The 19,595-nt window shown below is 35.3% G+C and carries 19 protein-coding genes and 2 pseudogenes; 4 read left to right on the forward strand and 17 right to left on the reverse strand.

What is annotated here, in order from left to right; all coding sequences use genetic code 11:
• The first annotated feature begins 92 nt into the window (after positions 1–92).
• Complete coding sequence (locus NKR74_RS12775) at positions 93–1,562, forward strand: amino acid permease (RefSeq protein WP_253629800.1); 1,470 nt, start codon at positions 93–95, stop codon at positions 1,560–1,562.
• Positions 1,563–1,672: 110 nt separating this feature from the next.
• Entirely contained in the window at positions 1,673–1,975 is a 303-nt protein-coding gene (locus NKR74_RS12780) for an iron-sulfur cluster biosynthesis family protein (RefSeq protein WP_253629801.1), read from the forward strand.
• A gap of 282 nt (positions 1,976–2,257) precedes the next feature.
• On the opposite strand, the gene NKR74_RS12785 is transcribed toward NKR74_RS12780, so the two are convergent.
• The 17 genes and pseudogenes from NKR74_RS12785 to NKR74_RS12865 all read right to left on the reverse strand — a co-directional run bounded on the left by NKR74_RS12785 (position 2,258) and on the right by NKR74_RS12865 (position 18,493).
• Positions 2,258–3,001, reverse strand: a complete 744-nt coding sequence (locus NKR74_RS12785) for an NAD-dependent protein deacylase (protein ID WP_253631147.1) — start codon at positions 2,999–3,001, stop codon at positions 2,258–2,260.
• A gap of 69 nt (positions 3,002–3,070) precedes the next feature.
• Entirely contained in the window at positions 3,071–3,718 is a 648-nt protein-coding gene (gene pcp, locus NKR74_RS12790) for a pyroglutamyl-peptidase I (protein ID WP_098311270.1), read from the reverse strand.
• Positions 3,719–3,732: 14 nt separating this feature from the next.
• Entirely contained in the window at positions 3,733–4,695 is a 963-nt protein-coding gene (locus NKR74_RS12795; RefSeq protein ID WP_098311271.1) for a DUF979 domain-containing protein, read from the reverse strand.
• Position 4,696: 1 nt separating this feature from the next.
• Entirely contained in the window at positions 4,697–5,392 is a 696-nt protein-coding gene (locus tag NKR74_RS12800; RefSeq protein WP_253629802.1) for a DUF969 domain-containing protein, read from the reverse strand.
• A gap of 27 nt (positions 5,393–5,419) precedes the next feature.
• Positions 5,420–6,175, reverse strand: a complete 756-nt coding sequence (gene pxpA, locus NKR74_RS12805; RefSeq protein ID WP_253629803.1) for a 5-oxoprolinase subunit PxpA — start codon at positions 6,173–6,175, stop codon at positions 5,420–5,422.
• Complete coding sequence (locus tag NKR74_RS12810) at positions 6,172–7,170, reverse strand: 5-oxoprolinase subunit C family protein (protein ID WP_253629804.1); 999 nt, start codon at positions 7,168–7,170, stop codon at positions 6,172–6,174. The genes pxpA and NKR74_RS12810 overlap by 4 nt, the downstream gene beginning before the upstream one ends.
• The gene (pxpB, locus tag NKR74_RS12815) at positions 7,167–7,874 is read right to left on the reverse strand and encodes a 5-oxoprolinase subunit PxpB (RefSeq protein WP_098311275.1); all 708 of its coding nucleotides are present in this window, start codon (positions 7,872–7,874) and stop codon (positions 7,167–7,169) included. Before pxpB ends, NKR74_RS12810 begins: the two co-directional genes overlap by 4 nt.
• Entirely contained in the window at positions 7,874–8,641 is a 768-nt protein-coding gene (locus NKR74_RS12820) for an IclR family transcriptional regulator (RefSeq protein WP_253629805.1), read from the reverse strand. The genes pxpB and NKR74_RS12820 overlap by 1 nt, the downstream gene beginning before the upstream one ends.
• A 177-nt stretch (positions 8,642–8,818) precedes the next feature.
• Positions 8,819–9,361 carry a signal peptidase I gene (gene lepB / locus NKR74_RS12825; protein WP_230576338.1) on the reverse strand — a complete coding sequence of 181 codons (543 nt, stop codon included), beginning with the start codon at positions 9,359–9,361 and terminating at the stop codon, positions 8,819–8,821.
• 13 nt (positions 9,362–9,374) lie between these two features.
• Positions 9,375–10,055, reverse strand: a complete 681-nt coding sequence (locus NKR74_RS12830) for a copper homeostasis protein CutC (protein WP_253629806.1) — start codon at positions 10,053–10,055, stop codon at positions 9,375–9,377.
• A 60-nt stretch (positions 10,056–10,115) separates the two neighbouring features.
• Positions 10,116–11,267 (reverse strand): acyl-CoA dehydrogenase family protein, encoded by a 1,152-nt coding sequence (locus NKR74_RS12835; RefSeq protein ID WP_253629807.1) that lies wholly within the window; start codon positions 11,265–11,267, stop codon positions 10,116–10,118.
• Positions 11,268–11,499: 232 nt separating this feature from the next.
• Positions 11,500–12,126, reverse strand: a complete 627-nt coding sequence (locus tag NKR74_RS12840; protein ID WP_253629808.1) for a YdcF family protein — start codon at positions 12,124–12,126, stop codon at positions 11,500–11,502.
• Between the two features lie 893 nt (positions 12,127–13,019).
• Positions 13,020–14,834, reverse strand: a complete 1,815-nt coding sequence (locus NKR74_RS12845) for a M3 family oligoendopeptidase (protein WP_253629809.1) — start codon at positions 14,832–14,834, stop codon at positions 13,020–13,022.
• Between the two features lie 361 nt (positions 14,835–15,195).
• A complete protein-coding gene (locus tag NKR74_RS12850; protein WP_098311283.1) occupies positions 15,196–15,693 on the reverse strand; it encodes a GNAT family N-acetyltransferase in 498 nt (165 codons plus the stop codon).
• A gap of 31 nt (positions 15,694–15,724) precedes the next feature.
• A pseudogene (locus tag NKR74_RS12855) lies at positions 15,725–15,914 on the reverse strand (GNAT family N-acetyltransferase); the annotation flags it as partial.
• On the reverse strand, positions 15,851–16,027 hold the full coding sequence (locus NKR74_RS12860; RefSeq protein WP_253629810.1) for a hypothetical protein: 177 nt from the start codon (positions 16,025–16,027) through the stop codon (positions 15,851–15,853). The pseudogene NKR74_RS12855 and the gene NKR74_RS12860, both read right to left, overlap by 64 nt.
• A gap of 153 nt (positions 16,028–16,180) precedes the next feature.
• The gene (locus NKR74_RS12865; RefSeq protein WP_375337666.1) at positions 16,181–18,493 is read right to left on the reverse strand and encodes an AAA domain-containing protein; all 2,313 of its coding nucleotides are present in this window, start codon (positions 18,491–18,493) and stop codon (positions 16,181–16,183) included.
• 137 nt (positions 18,494–18,630) lie between these two features.
• Here NKR74_RS12865 and NKR74_RS12870 point away from each other — a divergent pair, with 137 nt between their 5' ends.
• Both NKR74_RS12870 and NKR74_RS12875 read left to right on the forward strand, forming a co-directional pair.
• Positions 18,631–19,092, forward strand: coding sequence for a GNAT family N-acetyltransferase (locus NKR74_RS12870; RefSeq protein ID WP_253629812.1), 462 nt, complete (start codon positions 18,631–18,633; stop codon positions 19,090–19,092).
• A gap of 139 nt (positions 19,093–19,231) precedes the next feature.
• Positions 19,232–19,462: pseudogene (locus NKR74_RS12875) on the forward strand (IS66 family transposase); the annotation flags it as partial.
• Positions 19,463–19,595: the final 133 nt, after the last annotated feature.

A 19,595-nucleotide genomic window follows, 5' to 3' on the forward strand; every position in this document is an offset into this window, starting at 1 on the left:
GGCTATTTTTGAAATGCTCCGCTAAAGTCCTTTGGCGGTTTTTTTTAATTCCCCCCGCTCCTTCCTATCTTACAAGAAAAGGAGTGTTGAAAATGAACAGCGCAACTACAAAAGTTACCTCTACGTCTACAAATCAATCTGCACAAACAAATAACGAACTAAAACGCGGATTGAAATCCCGCCATCTTACAATGATTTCACTTGGTGGTACAATTGGAACAGGTTTATTTCTAGCAAGCGGTGGTGTTGTCCACTCAGCTGGTCCTGGCGGTGCTCTCGTCGCCTATGCTGCAATTGGTATTATGGTATATTTTTTAATGACAAGTTTAGCAGAATTAGCATCGTACATGCCTGTAGCTGGATCATTTAGCACATACGCAACAAGATTTGTCGATCCAGCTCTTGGATTTGCATTAGGTTGGAACTACTGGTATAACTGGGCCATCACGATTGCTGCTGAACTCTCTGCAGTTACATTAATTATGAAGTTTTGGTTCCCAAATACACCTTCCCTTATTTGGAGTGCTATTTGTTTAGCTATTATGTTTCTTTTAAATTATATGTCTGTAAAAGGGTTTGGGGAAGCTGAATATTGGTTTGCACTTATTAAGGTTGTAACTGTTATCGCCTTTTTAATTGTCGGTTTTCTTATGATTTTCGGTATTATGGGCGGAGATCCTGTTGGTTTCAAAAACTTCACAGTTGCAGATGCACCGTTTAACGGTGGCTTCATGGCAATCATTGGTGTATTTATGGCAGCTGGATTCTCATTCCAAGGAACAGAATTATTAGGGGTTGCGGCTGGTGAAACTGAAGATCCACAACGTAATATTCCAAAAGCAATTCGCAGCATCTTTTGGCGAATTCTACTGTTCTATATTTTAGCAATTCTTGTAATTGGTTTACTCATTCCATATACAGACAAAAGCCTTGCAGCAAGTGATGTAACAGTAAGTCCATTTACACTTGTATTCGAGAAAGCAGGTGTTGCCTTTGCGGCATCAGTAATGAACGCCGTTATTTTAACAGCTGTTCTGTCTGCTGGTAACTCTGGTATGTATGCATCAGCACGTATGCTTTGGGATTTAGCAAACCAAGGTAAAGCACCTAAATTTTTAGGAAAACTAAATAGTCGTGGTATACCTGTAAATGCATTGATTGCAACATCATTAGTTGGATGTGTTGCTTTCTTAGCTTCTTTTTTCGGTGATGGTGTGGTCTATGTATGGCTCTTAAATGCTTCTGGTATGTCAGGCTTCATCGCTTGGATCGGAATTGCAATTAGTCACTACCGTTTCCGCAAAGCATACACTGCACAAGGAAAAGACTTAAAAGACTTACCCTATAAAGCAAAATGGTTCCCATTCGGTCCAATCTTTGCATTTGTATTATGTTTAATCGTTATTCTTGGTCAAAACTACGGTGCATTTATGGGAAAATCTATTGATTGGAACGGTGTACTCGTTTCATATATTGGTTTACCTCTTTTCTTAATACTTTGGTTAGGTTATAAATTTACAAAGAAAACAAAAGTTATTCCACTAGATAAATGTGAGCTTTAAAAATAACAACCTATCAACAAAAGTTGATAGGTTTTCTTATGTGTCCGAGTAGCCGGTTTATTATATTTTTGCCATAATAGAATGAGAATTTAAGAAAAGGAAGGGATTACATGAATATTCGTGTTACAAATACAGCAAAAGAAAAACTGCAACAATTACAAAACGAAGGTAAAACAATTATTAGAGTAAAAGGAAGTATAGGCAACACTTGTACTGTCTATGTGAATATCGATTTAATTGTCGATGAATATCATGCAAAAGATGTCGTATTTGAAGACGAACAGCTTGTTATTCAAATCGATGACTTCACAAAAGATTATATCGGAAATACAATGACGCTAGATTACAGCACAGGCTTTAAAATTACAACACCAAGTGAAACGATTGTTTATGGTTTATCGCTAAAAAAATAATATAAAGTGAAACTTCCATCAGTAGGGTTTTTTTCATCCCCCACTGATGGCTAGTTGAACCAATCGGACTTTTACGGGATAAAAAACTCGATTTTCATAATAAGCAACTCTCTTATTGTATATTGATTCCTAAATAAAAGAACAAGTAACGTATGGATAAAAGAAACAACCATGCGTTACTTGTTACTGCTTCTTATTCTCTTAGGTTAATACATTCGCTAGTTGGGCACTATATATCCCTTTAAAACCACTTTGGCATAACTTCTTTAGCTTTAGTTTCATTTACTCTGCTTTGTCTGCTCCACCTGCTAAAAATCCATCCACAAATTCTCCTATTGTTTCATGAAACGTATAATCAAAATACGGTTCTTGTCCTGTCCGCTCGTCATTAATAAGGATCGTCGTTGCCCCTATCTCTCGTTTTGCTATTTGCGGGAATGATGCTACAGGCTGTACTTTTAATGATGTTCCCATAACAAGTAATACATCTGTTTCATACAAGCGTTCAACGGCTGTTTGAAATTGAGGCAATGTGTCTCCATATAACACAACATCAGGATTTAAAATGAAATTACACTTCTCACAACGCGGTACTTCATGTTCAATCATATATTGTAAGTTATATTTCGTACGACACTTTGGACAATGAGCAGATTGCAGTGTACCATGTAAATCAATGACACGTTTACTCCCGCCCAGTTGATGAAGTCCATCAATATTTTGTGTTAAAACAACAACATCTTTTCCGTTTTCTTCTAACTGCGCAATAAACTTATGTCCTTTGTTCGGTTTATATTGATGAAATGTTTCAATTTGAAAGATTGCTTTATAATGTTTCCAAAAATCTTTCGGGTTTCGATTATAATATCCTCTTGATAAATACATTTCTACATTTGCATCCGCATACAAACCGTTTGCTGATCGAAAGTCTGGTATCCCACTTTCTGTACTTGCACCCGCTCCAGTTAACACCGTAATTTTCTTAGCATTGTCAATGATAGAACGCACTTCTCCATAATGCTGCACAACATTCACCTCTATGTATATTTCTTCTTTCATTATAACAGCCATATGCAGCAACTTGGAAATTTTCTCTTAATGCGTTGTACCTTCTGCTACTACTATATCTATTTCTACTTCCAAAGCTGTTTGTATTAAAAGCTCTATTCCTTTTGTAATGTTAGAAAGCGACATGCTCGGTTGTCCAGGATATGCACTCGCCTGTTCTGGTAAAAACGGAATATGTACAAAACCACCAGAAATATGATCTTTCTGTTTTGCTAATATGTGCATAAGTCCGTAAAAAAGATGATTACAGACAAACGTCCCTGCTGTTTGGGAAACAGATGCTGGAATTCCCCCTTCACGAAGTTGCTTCACAATTGCTTTTATGGGAAGTGTTGACCAATACGCCACTGGACCATCCTCAATCACTGGTATATCAATCGGCCGATTTCCTTTATTATCAGGAATTCTTGCATCATCTACATTAATTGCAACGCGCTCCACTGTAATATCGGAACGTCCCCCTGCTTGTCCAATACACACCACAAGAGCTGGATCTACTTCATCAATATAAAATTCTAACATTTGTAAGGATGTGTGAAAAACAGTAGGAATTTGTTTACTAACGATTGTATATTCACCTATTCTCTTTTGATCAAGTTGTTTAGCAACTTCCCAAGCAGGATTGATTTTTTCTCCTCCAAATGGTTCAAATCCTGTTAATAAAATTTTTTTCATCAATCCTCCCTCCTTTAAAATCGATATACAAGTACGTACATAACAAGCATGTTAATTATAAAAATAGCGACGGCAACTGGCGCTTGCGCTTTAATAACAGCATTTTTATCTTTAAGCTCTAACAACATTGCCGGAACAATGTTAAAGTTAGCAGCCATCGGCGTTAACAATGTACCGCAATAACCAGCAAACATACCAAGCGCTGCCATAATTGCTGGGTTTCCTCCGTGCATTTGAACAATAAGAGGCAAACCAATCCCCCCTGTAATAACAGCAAAAGCAGCGAACGCATTTCCCATTACCATTGTAAATAACATCATTCCTAAGCAATATGCCATGACGGCCACGAATGGATATTCAGTCGGCAATACTTGTCCAACTAAATCCGCCACTACCTGTCCAACTCCAGACTTAGCAAATATACCGCCAAGAGCAGCAAGCATTTGTGGTAAAATAACGGCCCATCCGACCGCTTGTAGTAAACGGCTCCCTTCTTGTACTGGCTCTGTCACTTTTGCTTTTGTAATAGCCATCGCAAAAGCAAGGGCAACTAATGCACCTAATGCTAGTGCAATTAGTGTTACTTTTTCAGGATCCACAACAAATATATCTCCAAACTTGAGTTTCCCAAGAGTGAGCGTCCCGATAATAGTAAACAAAGGGATTAATATAGCTGGCATGAAAATTTTATTTCCTAATTTTGCTGCATGTTTTACACGCTCTTCTACTGGTGCTTCTTGTTCATTTGATTTTGTTACTTGGTTTAATGATGCTAAAATAACCATAACTAAAACGAGACAACCGACATAAAACGAGGGCATAATATTTCCAAATAAAAATGTAATAGCAAACAACGCCCAAAACAAACTAGAACCAAAACGGTTCGGATGTTGACGATCAAAAGCAACACGAATTGCAATAAAAGCAACAATAATACCAAGTAGATAATAAATTGTATCAAGTGTAATTAATTTCACGCTACATCGCCTCCTTATTTTGATTCGCTTCTTGTTTCATAACGTCGTCTATATGTCTATCAATTTGACGAAAACGAATCCAACTTACAATAAATGCAGAAATTGCTGTTGGAATTCCCCAAAGTGCCATATCCCACACACCAACATGCATGCCGACAGAATCAAAAAATCCTTTCATTAATAAAATAGCACCTGTTGCAATAAAAATATCTTCTCCAAAGAACCACGCTGTATTTTCTGCAGCCGCTGCGGACGCTTTAATTTTTTCTTTTAACTTCTCTGGAAGTTTTCCGTAACGAGCCTGCGCTGCCCCTTCCGCCATCGGTGCAACAAGTGGTCTTACTGCTTGCGCATGTCCTCCAATGTTAAGCCCAATCGCTGCAGTTGCTTCGCGAATAGTAAAATACGATAGAAGAACGCGTCCCGTCGTTGCTCCTTTTGATTTTGTAATCAGTGCTTCTGCTCGTTCTTTCAATCCGTAACGCTCTAAAATTCCAATAACCGGAAGTGTCAATAAAATTGGCATGGACATATATCGATTTTCTATAAAGAATTTTCCAAATAAACTTATCACTTCGTGAAATGACATACCGGATACCATCCCTGTTACAATTCCAGCTACCATAACAACTAACAATGTATTAAATCGAAATAAAAAACCAACTGCTACAAGTAAAATTCCAATCAATTTCACCATATATAACCCCCCTATCTTTTTTACGTGTTACGGTGCACAAATGTTAATTTGTGCTTGCTGCAGTGCATTGTAAATGCTTTTCGCATAATCAACAGCATGCACGCCATCCCCATGAATACAAATTGTATGCGCTGCAATTGAAACGATAGTCCCATCAACAGCTTGAACATTACCTTTCTGTACCATTTGCAATACTTGTCTTATCGCATCTTCTTTATTTGTAATCAATGCATTCGATTCTGCACGATTTGTTAAGGTCCCATTACTTTGATATGTTCGATCTGCAAATACCTCTTGTACAACACGAAGATTATATTTTTCTCCTGCACGCAAAAATTCACTACTTGCTAATCCAAATAAAAGAAGATCTGGATTTACTTTATAAATAGCTTTTGCAATAGCATCTGCGATTTCTGAATTTACTGCTGCTAGATTATAGAGCGCACCGTGCGGTTTAACATGATTCATTTTTCCACCCAATGCACGAATAAATCCATCTAATGCCCCGATCTGATAAATCATATAATCGTGCACTTCATCTGATGAAACATGCATCATTCTTCTTCCAAAACCAATAAGGTCTGGTAAGCCTGGATGTGCACCTATTGAAACATTGTGTTCTAGCGCTTTTGCAACAGTACTACGCATAACTGAAGGATCACCAGCATGAAATCCACAAGCAATGTTTACCGATGAAACATAAGGTAGAATTGCATCATCATTTCCTATGTTATATACTCCAAAACTTTCTCCTAAATCACAATTTAAATCCACTATATTCATGCTTTTTCTCCTTTCAGCTTAATGAACATTTTTAAAAGATACATTGTTTGTTCTTGTTTTATATATAGCTGCTGTGCTTCTAATACTGAAATTTTCGAAAACGAAAGATAATCTCCTGGCTTTAATTGTGCAAGCAGCGGTATATCAATTGAAATTACATTGGCAATTCGCGGATATCCACCTGTCGTTTGACGATCTGCCATTAATATAATAGGCTGTCCTTCAGGTGGTACTTGGATTGTCCCATGCGTCACAGTATCTGATAGCAACTCTAATTTTCCCTCTACCGTTACCTGCTCCCCGTCTATGCGATACCCCATTCGATCTGCATAATTGGAAACTTTAAATTGCTTTGTAAAAAAAGAATGACGACTCTCTTCCGTAAACTTTTCAAACTCTAATCCTTCCACGACACGAATCTTCGGACAATGATGATAGTTTGGTAAACAACTAGAATTTACTCCCCACATCGTTGTATCTCGTTTTTCATTTACAAGCTGCTGTATAACACGTTTTGCCCAAAGAGAAGGTGAACCTATTTGCAATTGATCACCCTTTTGTAAAGCACGACCTTCCAATCCGCCTAAATTAGCTCGCATATACGTACTTTTGCTCTTCATTACATCAGGAACATGAATTCCACCAGCAAATGCTACATATGCTCTACATCCTGACTGAATTTTCTTAAAACAAAGCATACTTCCTTCTTTTACTAATACCGGGCGCCACAATGGAACTCGTTTTCCATTTAAAAGTGGTTCCATATTCGCACCGCCAATTGCAATTAATGTCGTCTGCTTAATTAACAGTTTCGGCCCAATAATCGTAATTTCTAATCCGGCTTCTCCTTCTGCATTTCCAACTAACATATTTGCAATTCTAAGTGCAACTGTGTCCATCGCTCCGCCAACTGGTACACCGTATTGTTGATATGTATGTCTTCCTAAATCTTGTACAGTTGTCAACATTCCTTGTTGTAGCACCTCTATGCTCATACATTCTCATCCTCCCATTGTTGAAATTCTGTTTCTGTTATGGGGATGAAACGTAAATACATACCACTTTGTAAATAAGTAGGCGGTACTTTTTGAGGACGGAATAAAGAAAGCGGCGTGCGTCCGATAATATTCCATCCGCCTGGTGTTTCAAGTGGATATATACCCGTTTGACTTCCACCGATTCCAACAGATCCAGCTGGAATCTTTAATCGCGGTGTATGTTTTCGTGGAGTTGCAATCCGCTGCGGCATACCTCCTAAATAAGGAAACCCTGGTGTGAAACCGAGCATATAAACAAAGTAAGTGGATTCACTATGAATACGAATTACATCTTCTATTGTTAACCTATGATACTTTGCTACTTCTTCCAAATCAGGACCGTATTCCCCTCCGTAACAAACTGGAATGGATATATATTCATATTCTTTTATTTTCTTATAATTCTCACCTTGTAAAAGTGACTGCACATGATAACAAACATAGTCATACGGCGAATCATTTATCTTTTTCTCCCTATACAATGTGTAGGGATCATAATAAATTGTTACAGATGTATAAGAAGGAACACATTCTAGCATCCCAACAAACGGTGCATTTTGTAATGCCTCAAATAAAGATTGTACTTGCTCATAAATTTCCATATTGATTTTCTGTCCAAATGTAACGACAATCGCTTGATCACCTAGTGCTGAAAATTTCATTATTCCCCTACCTTCTTTTCTTTCCATCCTAATTCTATTGATACTTGTTTCGTTGTTTGAGTAAGATTTTCAATCCATTTTATAATTACTGGTTCATCATATTCAGCTTCTAGTCCTGAAATACTCATACCACCAACTACCATACCATCACTTCCAAAAATTGGAGCAGCTATCGCCGCTGTATGATTTTCAAGTTCTGAATAACTAATGGTATAACCGTTATTCTTTGCAGTTTGTAGCATATCACGTAGTTCATTTTCGTCTGTAACCGTGCCCTTTGCAAGTGCAACAAGTGTTGTATTTTTTATATAATTTTCTTGTTCTTCTTTTAAAAAATATGTAAGTAAAATACGTGGACACGCTCCAGCATACAGCGGAGCTCGCCGTCCAATTGCTGTATATACACGTACAGGTTGATCCCCGTCAATTTTTTCAATATAAATGGCTTCATCACCATCTTGAATAATTAAATTAACTGCTTGTCCAATTTCTTTTTGTAATTTTTCCATATAAGGCTTCGCAATTTTCCGTAAAGATAACCGCTCTGAAACAAGCTGACCGAATCGTAAAAAAACAAACCCTAACTTGTATGCACCATCTATTGTTTTTTGCAACAAACCCATTTCTTCAAGAGATCCAATAAGACGGTATACTGATGTTTTAGGCATGCCAGTTAATCTCACCATCTCAGCTAATGTTAACGTGTCATACTCATAAAATAATTCTAAAATGTTCATTGTTTTCACTGCTGTTTTGTTATAACTCATGAAGTCCCCTCCGTTCCGTATTTCAGAACGCCTATTCCGATTTTCGAAATGAATTATATGTTTTAAATTATAAAATATTCTCTTAATTCTAACAATACATTTTTTATCTTTATTATTAATAAAAATAAAAAAAGCAATCAAACTCTAAATGAGTTTAGTTGCTTTTTTTATAAACTACTATAATGCTCTAGCATGCTGCAGTGGCCAAAATACCACTGAACCTTTCCCAACAATTTGTTTTTCAGAAACAAAACCAAATGCTCGGCTATCCTTAGATACTTGACGGTTATCTCCCAGTACAAATACATAACCCTCAGGAACTGTTTTCTTTCCAGTTATCTCCTCTAACGTAAAGTCAGGAGTTAGCTCCCCTCCAGATAGTTGCTTTTTATATTCATCTAAATATGGTTCCGCAACTGGCTTACCATTTACATATAAAACATCATGTTTATACTCAATTGTATCTCCAGGTAAACCAATTACTCGTTTTACTAAATCATGACCTTCATTCCCGTGAAAGACAATGATATTAAAACGATCTAATCCTTGTAGACTATATCCAATTTTATTCACAACCATTCTCTCATTATTTTCTAGCGTTGGCATCATGGATTCTCCCTGTACAAGCGACGGTGTAAATAAAAATGCACGACAAACAAATGCAATAACCAAAGCTAGAGCTATACTTTTAACCCATGACACGATCTCATTCTTTTTCATCTAGATATCTCCTTTAACAACTAGTCAGTTTTACAATTTCTTGTACATTTTGAACGACAACTTCACCAAAACACGATTTTCCTTCTCTCACCGCTGTACCAACATGAGCTTGTGTAATTCCAGTATCGTGTAGCAATTGCTGCACATTCTCTTTCGTCACACCACTGCCAACAACGATTTGTATTTGTCCCTCGCTTGCTTGATTCATACCGCGTAAAACAGAAATGTTATCTTCTATTTTCCCTTGTCCACCAGATGTTAAAATATGTGTAATCTTATTAAATTTCCGCAATATTTTTACGCTTCCTACTAAATCCGTCATTTCATCAATTGCTCGGTGAAACGTCACATTCATTTCATCTACTACTTCTAATAACTGTCCTAATTTTTCTTCATCAATTTTATTATCTTCATTCAAAACACCTAAAACAACACCAGTTGCGCCAAGTTGTTTTGCGATGCGAATATCCTCTTTCATTAACGCAATTTCCTCTTTAGAATATACGAAAGATTTTGCATGTGGACGAATCATGACATGTACAGGAATGGTAACGGCTTCTATTACATTTTTTATTAATGCATAGCTTGGTGTAAGCCCGCCTTCTGTAAATGCTGTAATTAACTCTATCCGTTCTCCACCACCACGTTCAATCCGTTTTGCATCTTCTAAACATGTTGCGATGACTTCTAACATATGTATTCTCCTTTTCATACATCACTTGCCCTTATTATATACGAAAAGGAAAAACAGTGCCTATTTTTCCTTTTCAAAATCTTGCAAGGCATGCTGCGCTAATAGTGAAATTGTCGCATCATCCATCGGAGGATTATGAAGTCCAGCACGTACGTGTAAGTAATAGCGATGTAATGGGTTTTTTTCAGATAAACTTCTGGCCCCGACAATACGCATCGCTTTATCTACAATAGAAATTGCCGTATTTGTCGCAGTATACTTCACCGCGGCCATCTCTGCTTGCAAACTTTCTTTACTTTCTTCATACTGCTTTGCAACACTATATAAGAAAGAACGGGCTTGCATCATTTCTAATTCCATTTCTCCTATTAATCTTTGAACATTTGGCAACGTTGCTATAGGGGCTTGTATACTATTCGGTTGATACGTTGCTGCAAATTGCAAGGCATACCGACGTGCAGCTTGTGCAATGCCAAGATAACAAGCTGGAATATGCAGCAGCCATCCTCTTCTCTTTTCCCTCTTACGCGGAGAAATAATCTCCACAAAATATTTACGCGGAATCACTACTTGTTCTAAAACTAAATCATGACTTGCTGTACCGCGCATAGCTACACAATCCCACGTTTCTTCAATTGAAACACCTTCTATATTACGCGGGACAAGAAATTCCCCTATTTCCTCTGTCCCTTCTATAGATGCTGAAACGAGAAAGTAATCTAGTACCGGGGCCATTGTTGTGAATGTTTTCCTACCAGAAATAATCCAAGTATTTCCCTTTTGAATAGCTGTTGTCTCCGGTTTTCCTCCTCGTGTTGGACTGCCCGTATTGCGTTCTGTTGCAGCTCGGTTTACAAGTGCTCCACGTTTCACTTTCTCGCAAAGCCAAGAAAATACTTTCTTATCCCATGAGCGATTTTCCGAAAGTTCTTGTATAATTCCAAGATGCCAACCCATGCATAATGCTGTTGCCCCATCACCTTGTGCAATATATTCCTGAAATAGCAGAAAATCATATAGAGATATTCCTGCCCCACCTTCGTCCTGCGGAACAGTCCATGCTGTATACCCAATTCCTTTTAAATCTTCTATATTTTCAAAAGGAAATGAATACAATTCGTCTAACTGCGGTTCTCTATTTGAGAATTGAGTGATATATGGTTGTAATTTACTTAATCGCTTTTGTTGCTCTCTCGATCTTACAAACTCCATTTCATCAGTCCTTTCCATTTCATGCTAAAATTATTATATGCACACTGTTCTCTTTAGCTACCTTAGTTATTACGTACTAAAGAACTGTAAAGACCCCACTAATGGATATTTCACTATATACATTCTTTTCCTTAAACATATTAATCTACCTTTCAATTGTTGCACTATTCCGATGAAAAAACAATGTTTTAAACAAAAAAGACTTCCTAAAAACATTAGGAAGTCTCTCTTTTTAATCGCCTTTTAAAAAACGAACAGGCAAGGATGCAACATAACCAATATAAGAGCATAGCTCTTTGAAAAAGAAAGGTAACTCTGTATCTAGACTACGAAAAGCAGACGTTGGCGTTGGCGAAGAATATGCATCCATACCAAGATGCTTTGCAATTTGCATTGCTCGCTTCATATGAAGTGGATCACTTACAAGTGTATACGTTTGTAAGCCATGTTCTTTTCCAATTTGCAGAGCATTTTTTAAATTCTCTTCTGTATAACGTGATTCCGTTTCAATTAAAATATCTTCCTCTTTTACATTATGCTTTAATGCATATATTTTCGCAGTACGCGCTTCTTCTAATTCCGTTTCAAATTTCGTACCACCTGTAAAAATTATTTTTTTAACGCTTCCATTCTGATAAAGAGAAATGGCGTGATTAATTCTCTCACGAAATACTGGAGACGGTTTTCCATTCCACGACGCGGCTCCTAATACAATCGCAGCATCCGTATCAACTTGATCTGTCTTAGAACGATAATGCCAAATATCATACGCCGCATAGCTTACAAATACAATAATTAAACCAAGTATAAATAAGAGTGCCTGTACCACCCTTATTTTTATACTTCTTTTTTTCTTCATAACATTACAGCCCCCGTATTTCCTACATACTTTATATAAAAATTCGTTAAATCGAATGTTCGTTCAATTTGTTATTTGAATTGATTTGAAAGAAGGTGTTTTCCCTCATAGCAGTTCTATCCCGCATTAACGGGCCGTATGACCCTCACCTCAAGATTCAGAGTAAGCAAAGAAGATAGATGAGGGGTAACTGCCCGTAAAAGCCCGATTAATTCAATTAGCCATCAGTGGGAGATGAAGCTCCCCACTGATGGAAGTTTCACTTTATAAAAGGATTTTCAATAAAAAAGAGGTTTTTATATTTCACACTTACATTCGTGGTCTACTTATAATAATAACAACTTATATTTCTATCAAATTCTCATACTTCTATATTGTAGCGAATTTTTTTAAAGAATGGAACGCTGAAACAAAAGTATATAAAATACGTAATAGTTTTGTAAGAAAAATGCCTTCAAATTGATTTATCAAGACCTAAATTATAGAAATTCATAAAAAATAAAGGGTGATACATATTAGTCATGTATAATATGTACCACCCTTTTAATTCTTGTTCAACAAACGCGCACGATTGCGGAAAATTATATCTACATCAATATGCACTTGCAGCATTCTGTGTTATAAATTCATTTGTTGTATGTACAGTTGCATATATTCCATTTAGAGCACTGATAAATCCAAAGTGAACCTGTTCAGCTAGAACTATTCGGTCTAGATGGGGTCCTGCCGACAAAACGCGTATATTATACGTTAATCCAATTTTTAGAATAAAAAAACCTGATTTTTCTACGTTAAGCAGAAGAATTAGGTTTTTTTATTACCTACAAGTATGGGTACGCCTATGATTCTTTTTAACTAAAATTAAGTCATTTTATTTCCTACAGTATTTTTACTTATTGAAACACTTTTCCTTGTGAAGAAGTTAATTTCATAAACTCTTCAGCATCTTTAACGCATAATTTTATTCCTTTTTCCCAAAAAGCTCCTGATGTGATATCTTCTCCTAAATGTTTCATCACTAAATCTTCTGTGGACATACTTCCTGAATCCCGAAGTAAATTTAAATAATCGCTTTCAAACTCTTTACCTTTTTCCTTTGCTCCTGCAAATATACTTAATGCAAATAAATATCCGAATGTATATGGAAAATTGTAGAATGGAGATTGTGTAATATAATAATGTGGTGTCCATATCCATGAATGTAATGAAGCATTATCAAGAGAACCATCATATCCTACATCTATTGCTTCTTGCATGATTTCATTTAAGCGTGATGATGAAACAATCCCCTCCTTACGTTCTTCGTAAAATTTCTTTTCAAACAAAAACCTAGAATGAATATTCATAAAATTCATGACGCTACGCTTTAATTTCTCATCAAGTAAGAATAATCTTTCATTAGTAGATTTAGCTTTTTGCATTGCAGCATCTAAGATAATCATCTCTGAAAACGTTGAAGCAGTTTCAGCGATGCTCATCGGATATTGTTTATTCATTCCATGAATAGATTTCATTGCATGGTTATGAAAGGCATGGCCTAATTCATGAACTAGTGTTAATACATTTGTAATTGTACCACCAAATGTCATAAAAACTCTTGATTCCCCCGAAAGTGGAAACCCAGCACAAAATGCAACAGCTGACTTATTGGAACGATCTTCTGCTTCTATCCAGCCCTCATTGAAAGCCTTTCTAGAGAAACTTTCTAATTCGGTTCCAAATTGACTAAAGTGATCCAATATAAAGTCAACAGCATCTTCATATTCTATTTTTTGATTACTTTTTGCAATAGGTGCCCAAAAGTTAAATGATTTCATTTTTTCATAGCCATTCATTTTTGCTTTTTGATTTAAGTAATCAGTGAATGGTTTTTTAAATTTACTAACTGCAGACCACATTGCATGAAGCGTTTCCTCTTTCATACGATTTTTTATTAAAGATTCTTCTATTACATTATCTAAGCCACACTTTTTGTAAACTTGTAATCGAAAGCCTGCAATATGATTTAATATTTTCGCAAATAGTTCTTCATTCTCTCTCCACTTATCTTCTAAAGCATTATGAGATTCTTTACGAACTTCTTCATTAGGATGTGAACGTAAGTTTATAGCTTGACCCACTGATAATTTGTTTTGTTCTCCATTTATTTGAACTTTAATCCTAATATTACTCATAAAAGAATTATAAAATTGGCCCCAAGCATGATACCCATCTACCATAAGGTCTGACACTAAATTTTGTTCTTCATTTGAAAGTTTCATTTTAGCATCTTTACGCCATTCATTTAGTATAAACTTGTAGTTTACTAAAAAATCAGTATTAAGCAAGTCCTCCCACAAATATTGATTAGTTTTTACTAAAATATTTTTCACTTTTTGCAATGCAGATTCAAAACGAGCATTTATTGTTGTTATTTTCCCTTTTGACGTTATAGCATGTTGATCTTTAGGATTTTGAGCAAGAAGGCAGGTTATAAAAGAATTAGCTTGTGATATATAAATTCGAATGTCTCCTATGTAATCAAGTAAATCTGCAAATTTTTCTGATTCATTTACGTCTTGTGGGGTATTAAAAAAATTTAGTTTTTCTTCAAATTTATTGACTTTGACTTCTAGGTCTTTTATATGTTCATTTAATTGAGATGATTCACTTCCACCTGAGAATAGATAATCTAAGTTCCAAACTTGTAGATATTTTGTTTCTTTCAATTGCTACTCCCCCTTAAATTACAATGATCCAACAGTAACCAAACATACATTCTAAATTTTATCATATCGTAGAGTGTTAATGAGTTTTATTTAATTATTTTACTCCATGCTTTACTTTTCACTCTTCCTATCACCGTACCATAAATATCCATATTGATTATGTAATATGTACTACTAACAGTTCTAAAAACGACCGTTTATGGGACTTCTATCTAAATTTCAAATTCAGTTTCAAAACTTATTACCAAAAATAAAAGGTCCTAACATATTATTTATGACTAATATGTTAGGACCTTTATATTTTAAGTTTTTTTGAATTTAGATCTTGATAAATTGATTAGAAGGCATTTCTCTTGAACTACTATTTCAAAATCCAATATTTCATATGTTCTTCCTGTAATACACAACAAAAACCTGATTTCTCTAACACTCTTGCAGAAGCAGTGTTACTTGTTAAACATTCCGCTTTAATCGTCGTTACATTTTGCTGGTTCAATAACCATTGTACAAGGCCTTTTGTCATTTCTGTAGCATAGCCTTTTCCTTGGTAATCTGGGACAATGCTATATCCAATTTCAACGATCCCATTCACATCCGGACTACCTTTACAGCCCATATCTCCAATAATTTTCTGATCTTCTTTATGAATAATAAGACCACTCCATCGACTATTATCTGGATTTTCACGTAATCGTTCTGCTATCCACGGTAAAATTTCCGCATAATCAGGCATTGGCCATTGATTAGCAACTTGGTAAGGTATTATTTTTGAAATCTCCTCAGTCCCTTTTATTGTAGCCTCTACTAATTCTAATGTGAAAGATATCATTTTTAAACGTTCTGTTTCTATATATGGCATCTTTTTCCTCCTACTTACATTTTACACTCATTTATTTATTTTCTAATTGTTCTTTTACACTTGGCCAATCTTCTGAGATAATACTATGCACAACAGCATCTCACATATCCATTTGGAAGTTGGCGTTCATTTCACAGAATTCCTTCTTTTACTGCACCTAATCTTTCAATAGCCCGCTGTGAATTTTCATTCCGAGCATCTGTTTTAATGTGTGCACGTAATTTGTTATTAAATATGTCCAAATATCTAGGTGTTTTTCAATAATGGCATACAATGAACATGCATCTTTTACAGATAATAATTGTAATATAGCTCGGTTATGTACAATTTTCACAGGACAGTCCTCATTTCTATTTATCTCAACTATATAATAATATTAATCTTACGAATTTTCAAAATAATAATCATCGAAAATAACCCCAGACAATTTTTCGTCTGAGGAATTCTCGTTTAATCTTATTCTAATAATGATTCTTCAATAATAATTTTATATTTTTATATCTAAAAATCCTTTTAATACTCCAATTGTTTGCGGAGCTTGTAGCCTCGCTGCAATATATGGAAATTCTGGACTACCATCAAATATCATATGAGCTGTTAATGGAGCACCTACCCACATTATTTCATCGTCAATGATAATGAATGGCATCACCTTGTTTTGACGACGCGCTTGTACGTTTTTTATCGGAATTGCACCTTCTGTATATAGGATAACACTTGCTTCTGCATGTGCTAATGCTTGCCAAATCCTCTTATCCATACGGCTTGAATTCGGAATGGATACAATAATTTTCTTTTTTGCTGAAACAATGTCTTTTAATAATGCCCTCGGTTCTTCGGCACTCGTTTGTACAACCCAACGTAATCTTTTTGTAATCTTCCGCTCTAGAAACGCTCTTGATGTTGTACGATCATACACATTTCCTCGCTTTTGTAAGTGCTGTGTTAAATAAGATAAGGCTTGTTTTCGCGAAAGATTTTGCTTCATATATTGGCAATCTGATAACTGAATAAACTTCCCTCTTGCTCTCGTTACTGCAACATTAACGAGTCGATGGTTTTTTTGATCAAAGAATAATACACCTGGTCGTTCTTGCGGATAACTATCAACTGTATCGAATAAAATCATATCACGTTCAGACCCTTGAAATTTATGAACTGTCGCCGCTAGTACAGGTGCATTTTTGAACTTTGTTTTTTGAAGAAATTCTCGGGTACACGTTGATAAAAAACGTGCCTGAGCACGGTATGGTGTAACGATACCAATTGACGATATTCCATCCACTAAACCAATTAACGCAAGTTGCATCGCTAATAGTCCAGAAAAAATATTATAACGTGAGCTAGATGCAACATCTTTTAATGAATAAGCACCGATACTACTTGTATCCATTAAAACTGCCGCTTCCTTCATGAAAGGCTGTAAATTTGCAATATCGTTTCGCGCTGCAACAGATGGATGGTCGAACACTTCATTTTTATAAATAAACTCATTTGTAAAACTTGAAATATGCGGATGCATGCGACGCTGCTCTTGCAGCATGTATAAATTCGGATGCTTTTTGTGCTCGTTTACAGATTCTACTATACCTGCATGATAAAACATATCTTCTTTTAACCATTTATTCACAAGCTCATGATTTGATAAAGCAATCGGTGGTAATTGTAGAAAGTCCCCGCAAACGACAATTCGCTTTCCTAAAGAAGCTGCCAATGCTATTTGCGGAACATATGCCATACTTACTTCATCGACGACCACAAGATCAAATGTTCTTTCATAAACAAGTGAATCGATTGCACATTTCGATAATGTCGCCCCAATGACTTTTGCATTTTCAATATACTCTTTTTCAACTTCCTTCACTTTTGCTTTTTGCTTCCGAAGTTCTCCTTCTATTTCTTGCATTCTTCGTTTTTCGGAAGAAGTTGCTTTATAAGAGAGGATTTTTTGTCTTAATTCTTGTCTTAATTCTTCTAAATACAGCCGCTCTTCTTCCCAATCTTCATTTGTTGATTCAACTAATCGCGTAGTAAGTAACGTTTCATGATTCCGGATTTGTTCATTTTGACTAAAACCATAACGAATAACGTCTCCTGGTACCCATTTCTCTTTTTTCTCAATTTGCTTTGTTACTTCACTCATTAATACATCAACCGCAGCATTACTATGAGCTAATACAAGAACAGATTTTCCACTTTGATAATGAGCTGCAATAATTCGCGATAAATTATATGATTTCCCTGTACCTGGAGGTCCCCAGACGTATGTTGTTGCATTATAAAAAGCACGATATGCAAGTTCATTTTTCATTTTTTTCATTTTCACAATATGCTTTGGCTCACTATCACCCCGTAATAACCGTTTCACGCGCTGACGTCTTTGTTTATCCTTTCTTACCTCTTTTAAACGCTCTTGCAACTGTTCTAACAGTTGCCACGGTTCACTATATAACGCCGCTTCTTGTATATGTTGCTGTATATAACAATTGAGTTTCACTTCAATGTCTAACCCTTGAACAGATAATACTTCTCCAGTTGCTTCCTCACCGTCAAATTCAATTCGAATTGGTGTTCCGTCTGGTAAACTTACTTCAGAAATAAGCTGAAATACATATACACTACTTTCATAGTCTGTATATAAAAAACGTCCATTTATAATGGATAGTTTACTTCCACCAATTGTTTTCCAATGTTTAATTTCATATGTTAACGCTTGATGCCACTCTTTCATCGTCTCTGTTAATGAAGGAGTTTGCGCAGATGTAATCATGTTTATATCTCCTTCCTCTACTGCAAACATACTTTCTCACTATACCATACATTTAGCTTATATTAATGAAATTCTCATCGCTGTTTCATTAACAGCTTTATCCTTTAATTTTAAATAAGATATAATAGAAAGAACTTCTGAACATCCTCAATGAAAAAGGTGATATTATGAAAATTAGTGAAACAAATAATTATGAAATAATTGCAAAACTAAATGAACCGGTACAAAACATACATGCATCCCTATATCCTCAACATTTTCATCCTTATCATTATGATGCTGTAAAAGATTTTTTTCAAAATGTGATTAGTAATCCTAATTTTATTTTTTTACTATTAGAAGAGTCTAATCAATCTCTCGGCTATGCATGGATTGAAATTAAAAATTATCCAGGAAATCCTTTCAAAAAACCGTATACTTCTATATACATACATCAAATCAGTATACTAGAAACATATAGAAATAAAGGATATGGCTCACAATTACTAGATTGCATTTACAAAATCGCAAATAACAAAAACATAAACATGATAGAACTAGACTACTGGCTTGCTAATACTACAGCAAAACAATTTTACACAAAAAATGGATTTGAACTATATCGTGAATTCATTTATAAAAAAATATAATATTATGATTTTTCAAATCCTCTGTATCTAGAATTAACAATACATAATATTTTTATCCAAATACCCCTTATCAAAATCCGGAATTTTCATTATTTTTATTACACGTAGATATATACAAAAGTAAAAAAGGTGCACAATTTTTAGTTTGAATCAATGGAATCATCTTGAAACTTTTTTATTAGATAATCACTTAGAAATCGATAACAACAGAAGTGAACGTTCTATTAAACCGTTTGTAATTGGGAGAAAAAATTGGATGTTTTCAAATACACCGCGAGGTGCTAGAGGAAGTGCCATCATGTATAGTGTGGTTGAAACCGCAAAAGAGAATAATTTAGGTCCCTATCATTATCTTCTTTATTTGTTTGAAGTCGATGAAAATGGTAAATATACCATAATTGCTACTCCTAAATATGATGATTTAGATAACTCTTACTTTTACGGTGATTATGAAGCCAAAAAAATTAAGGAATAGAATAGATTATTAAGTCGAGTTACCATAA

This window comes from Bacillus sp. 3103sda1 (assembly GCF_024159135.1).
In the GTDB taxonomy this organism is placed as follows: Bacteria; Bacillota; Bacilli; order Bacillales; family Bacillaceae_G; genus Bacillus_A; species Bacillus_A rhizoplanae.

Bases quoted from the DNA above. Each gene is read 5' to 3' on its own strand.
- lepB (WP_230576338.1), bottom strand. From the start codon at position 9,361: ATGAAAAAGAATGAGATCGTGTCATGGGTTAAAAGTATAGCTCTAGCT.
- pxpA (WP_253629803.1), bottom strand. From the start codon at position 6,175: ATGAATATAGTGGATTTAAATTGTGATTTAGGAGAAAGTTTTGGAGTA.
- NKR74_RS12840 (WP_253629808.1), bottom strand. From the start codon at position 12,126: ATGAAGAAAAAAAGAAGTATAAAAATAAGGGTGGTACAGGCACTCTTA.
- NKR74_RS12780 (WP_253629801.1), top strand. From the start codon at position 1,673: ATGAATATTCGTGTTACAAATACAGCAAAAGAAAAACTGCAACAATTA.
- NKR74_RS12830 (WP_253629806.1), bottom strand. From the start codon at position 10,055: ATGTTAGAAGTCATCGCAACATGTTTAGAAGATGCAAAACGGATTGAA.
- NKR74_RS12775 (WP_253629800.1), top strand. From the start codon at position 93: ATGAACAGCGCAACTACAAAAGTTACCTCTACGTCTACAAATCAATCT.
- pxpB (WP_098311275.1), bottom strand. From the start codon at position 7,874: ATGAAATTTTCAGCACTAGGTGATCAAGCGATTGTCGTTACATTTGGA.
- NKR74_RS12800 (WP_253629802.1), bottom strand. From the start codon at position 5,392: ATGGTGAAATTGATTGGAATTTTACTTGTAGCAGTTGGTTTTTTATTT.
- NKR74_RS12810 (WP_253629804.1), bottom strand. From the start codon at position 7,170: ATGAGCATAGAGGTGCTACAACAAGGAATGTTGACAACTGTACAAGAT.
- NKR74_RS12865 (WP_375337666.1), bottom strand. From the start codon at position 18,493: ATGTTTGCAGTAGAGGAAGGAGATATAAACATGATTACATCTGCGCAA.
- NKR74_RS12820 (WP_253629805.1), bottom strand. From the start codon at position 8,641: ATGAGTTATAACAAAACAGCAGTGAAAACAATGAACATTTTAGAATTA.
- pcp (WP_098311270.1), bottom strand. From the start codon at position 3,718: ATGAAAAAAATTTTATTAACAGGATTTGAACCATTTGGAGGAGAAAAA.
- NKR74_RS12835 (WP_253629807.1), bottom strand. From the start codon at position 11,267: ATGGAGTTTGTAAGATCGAGAGAGCAACAAAAGCGATTAAGTAAATTA.
- NKR74_RS12850 (WP_098311283.1), bottom strand. From the start codon at position 15,693: ATGCCATATATAGAAACAGAACGTTTAAAAATGATATCTTTCACATTA.
- NKR74_RS12870 (WP_253629812.1), top strand. From the start codon at position 18,631: ATGAAAATTAGTGAAACAAATAATTATGAAATAATTGCAAAACTAAAT.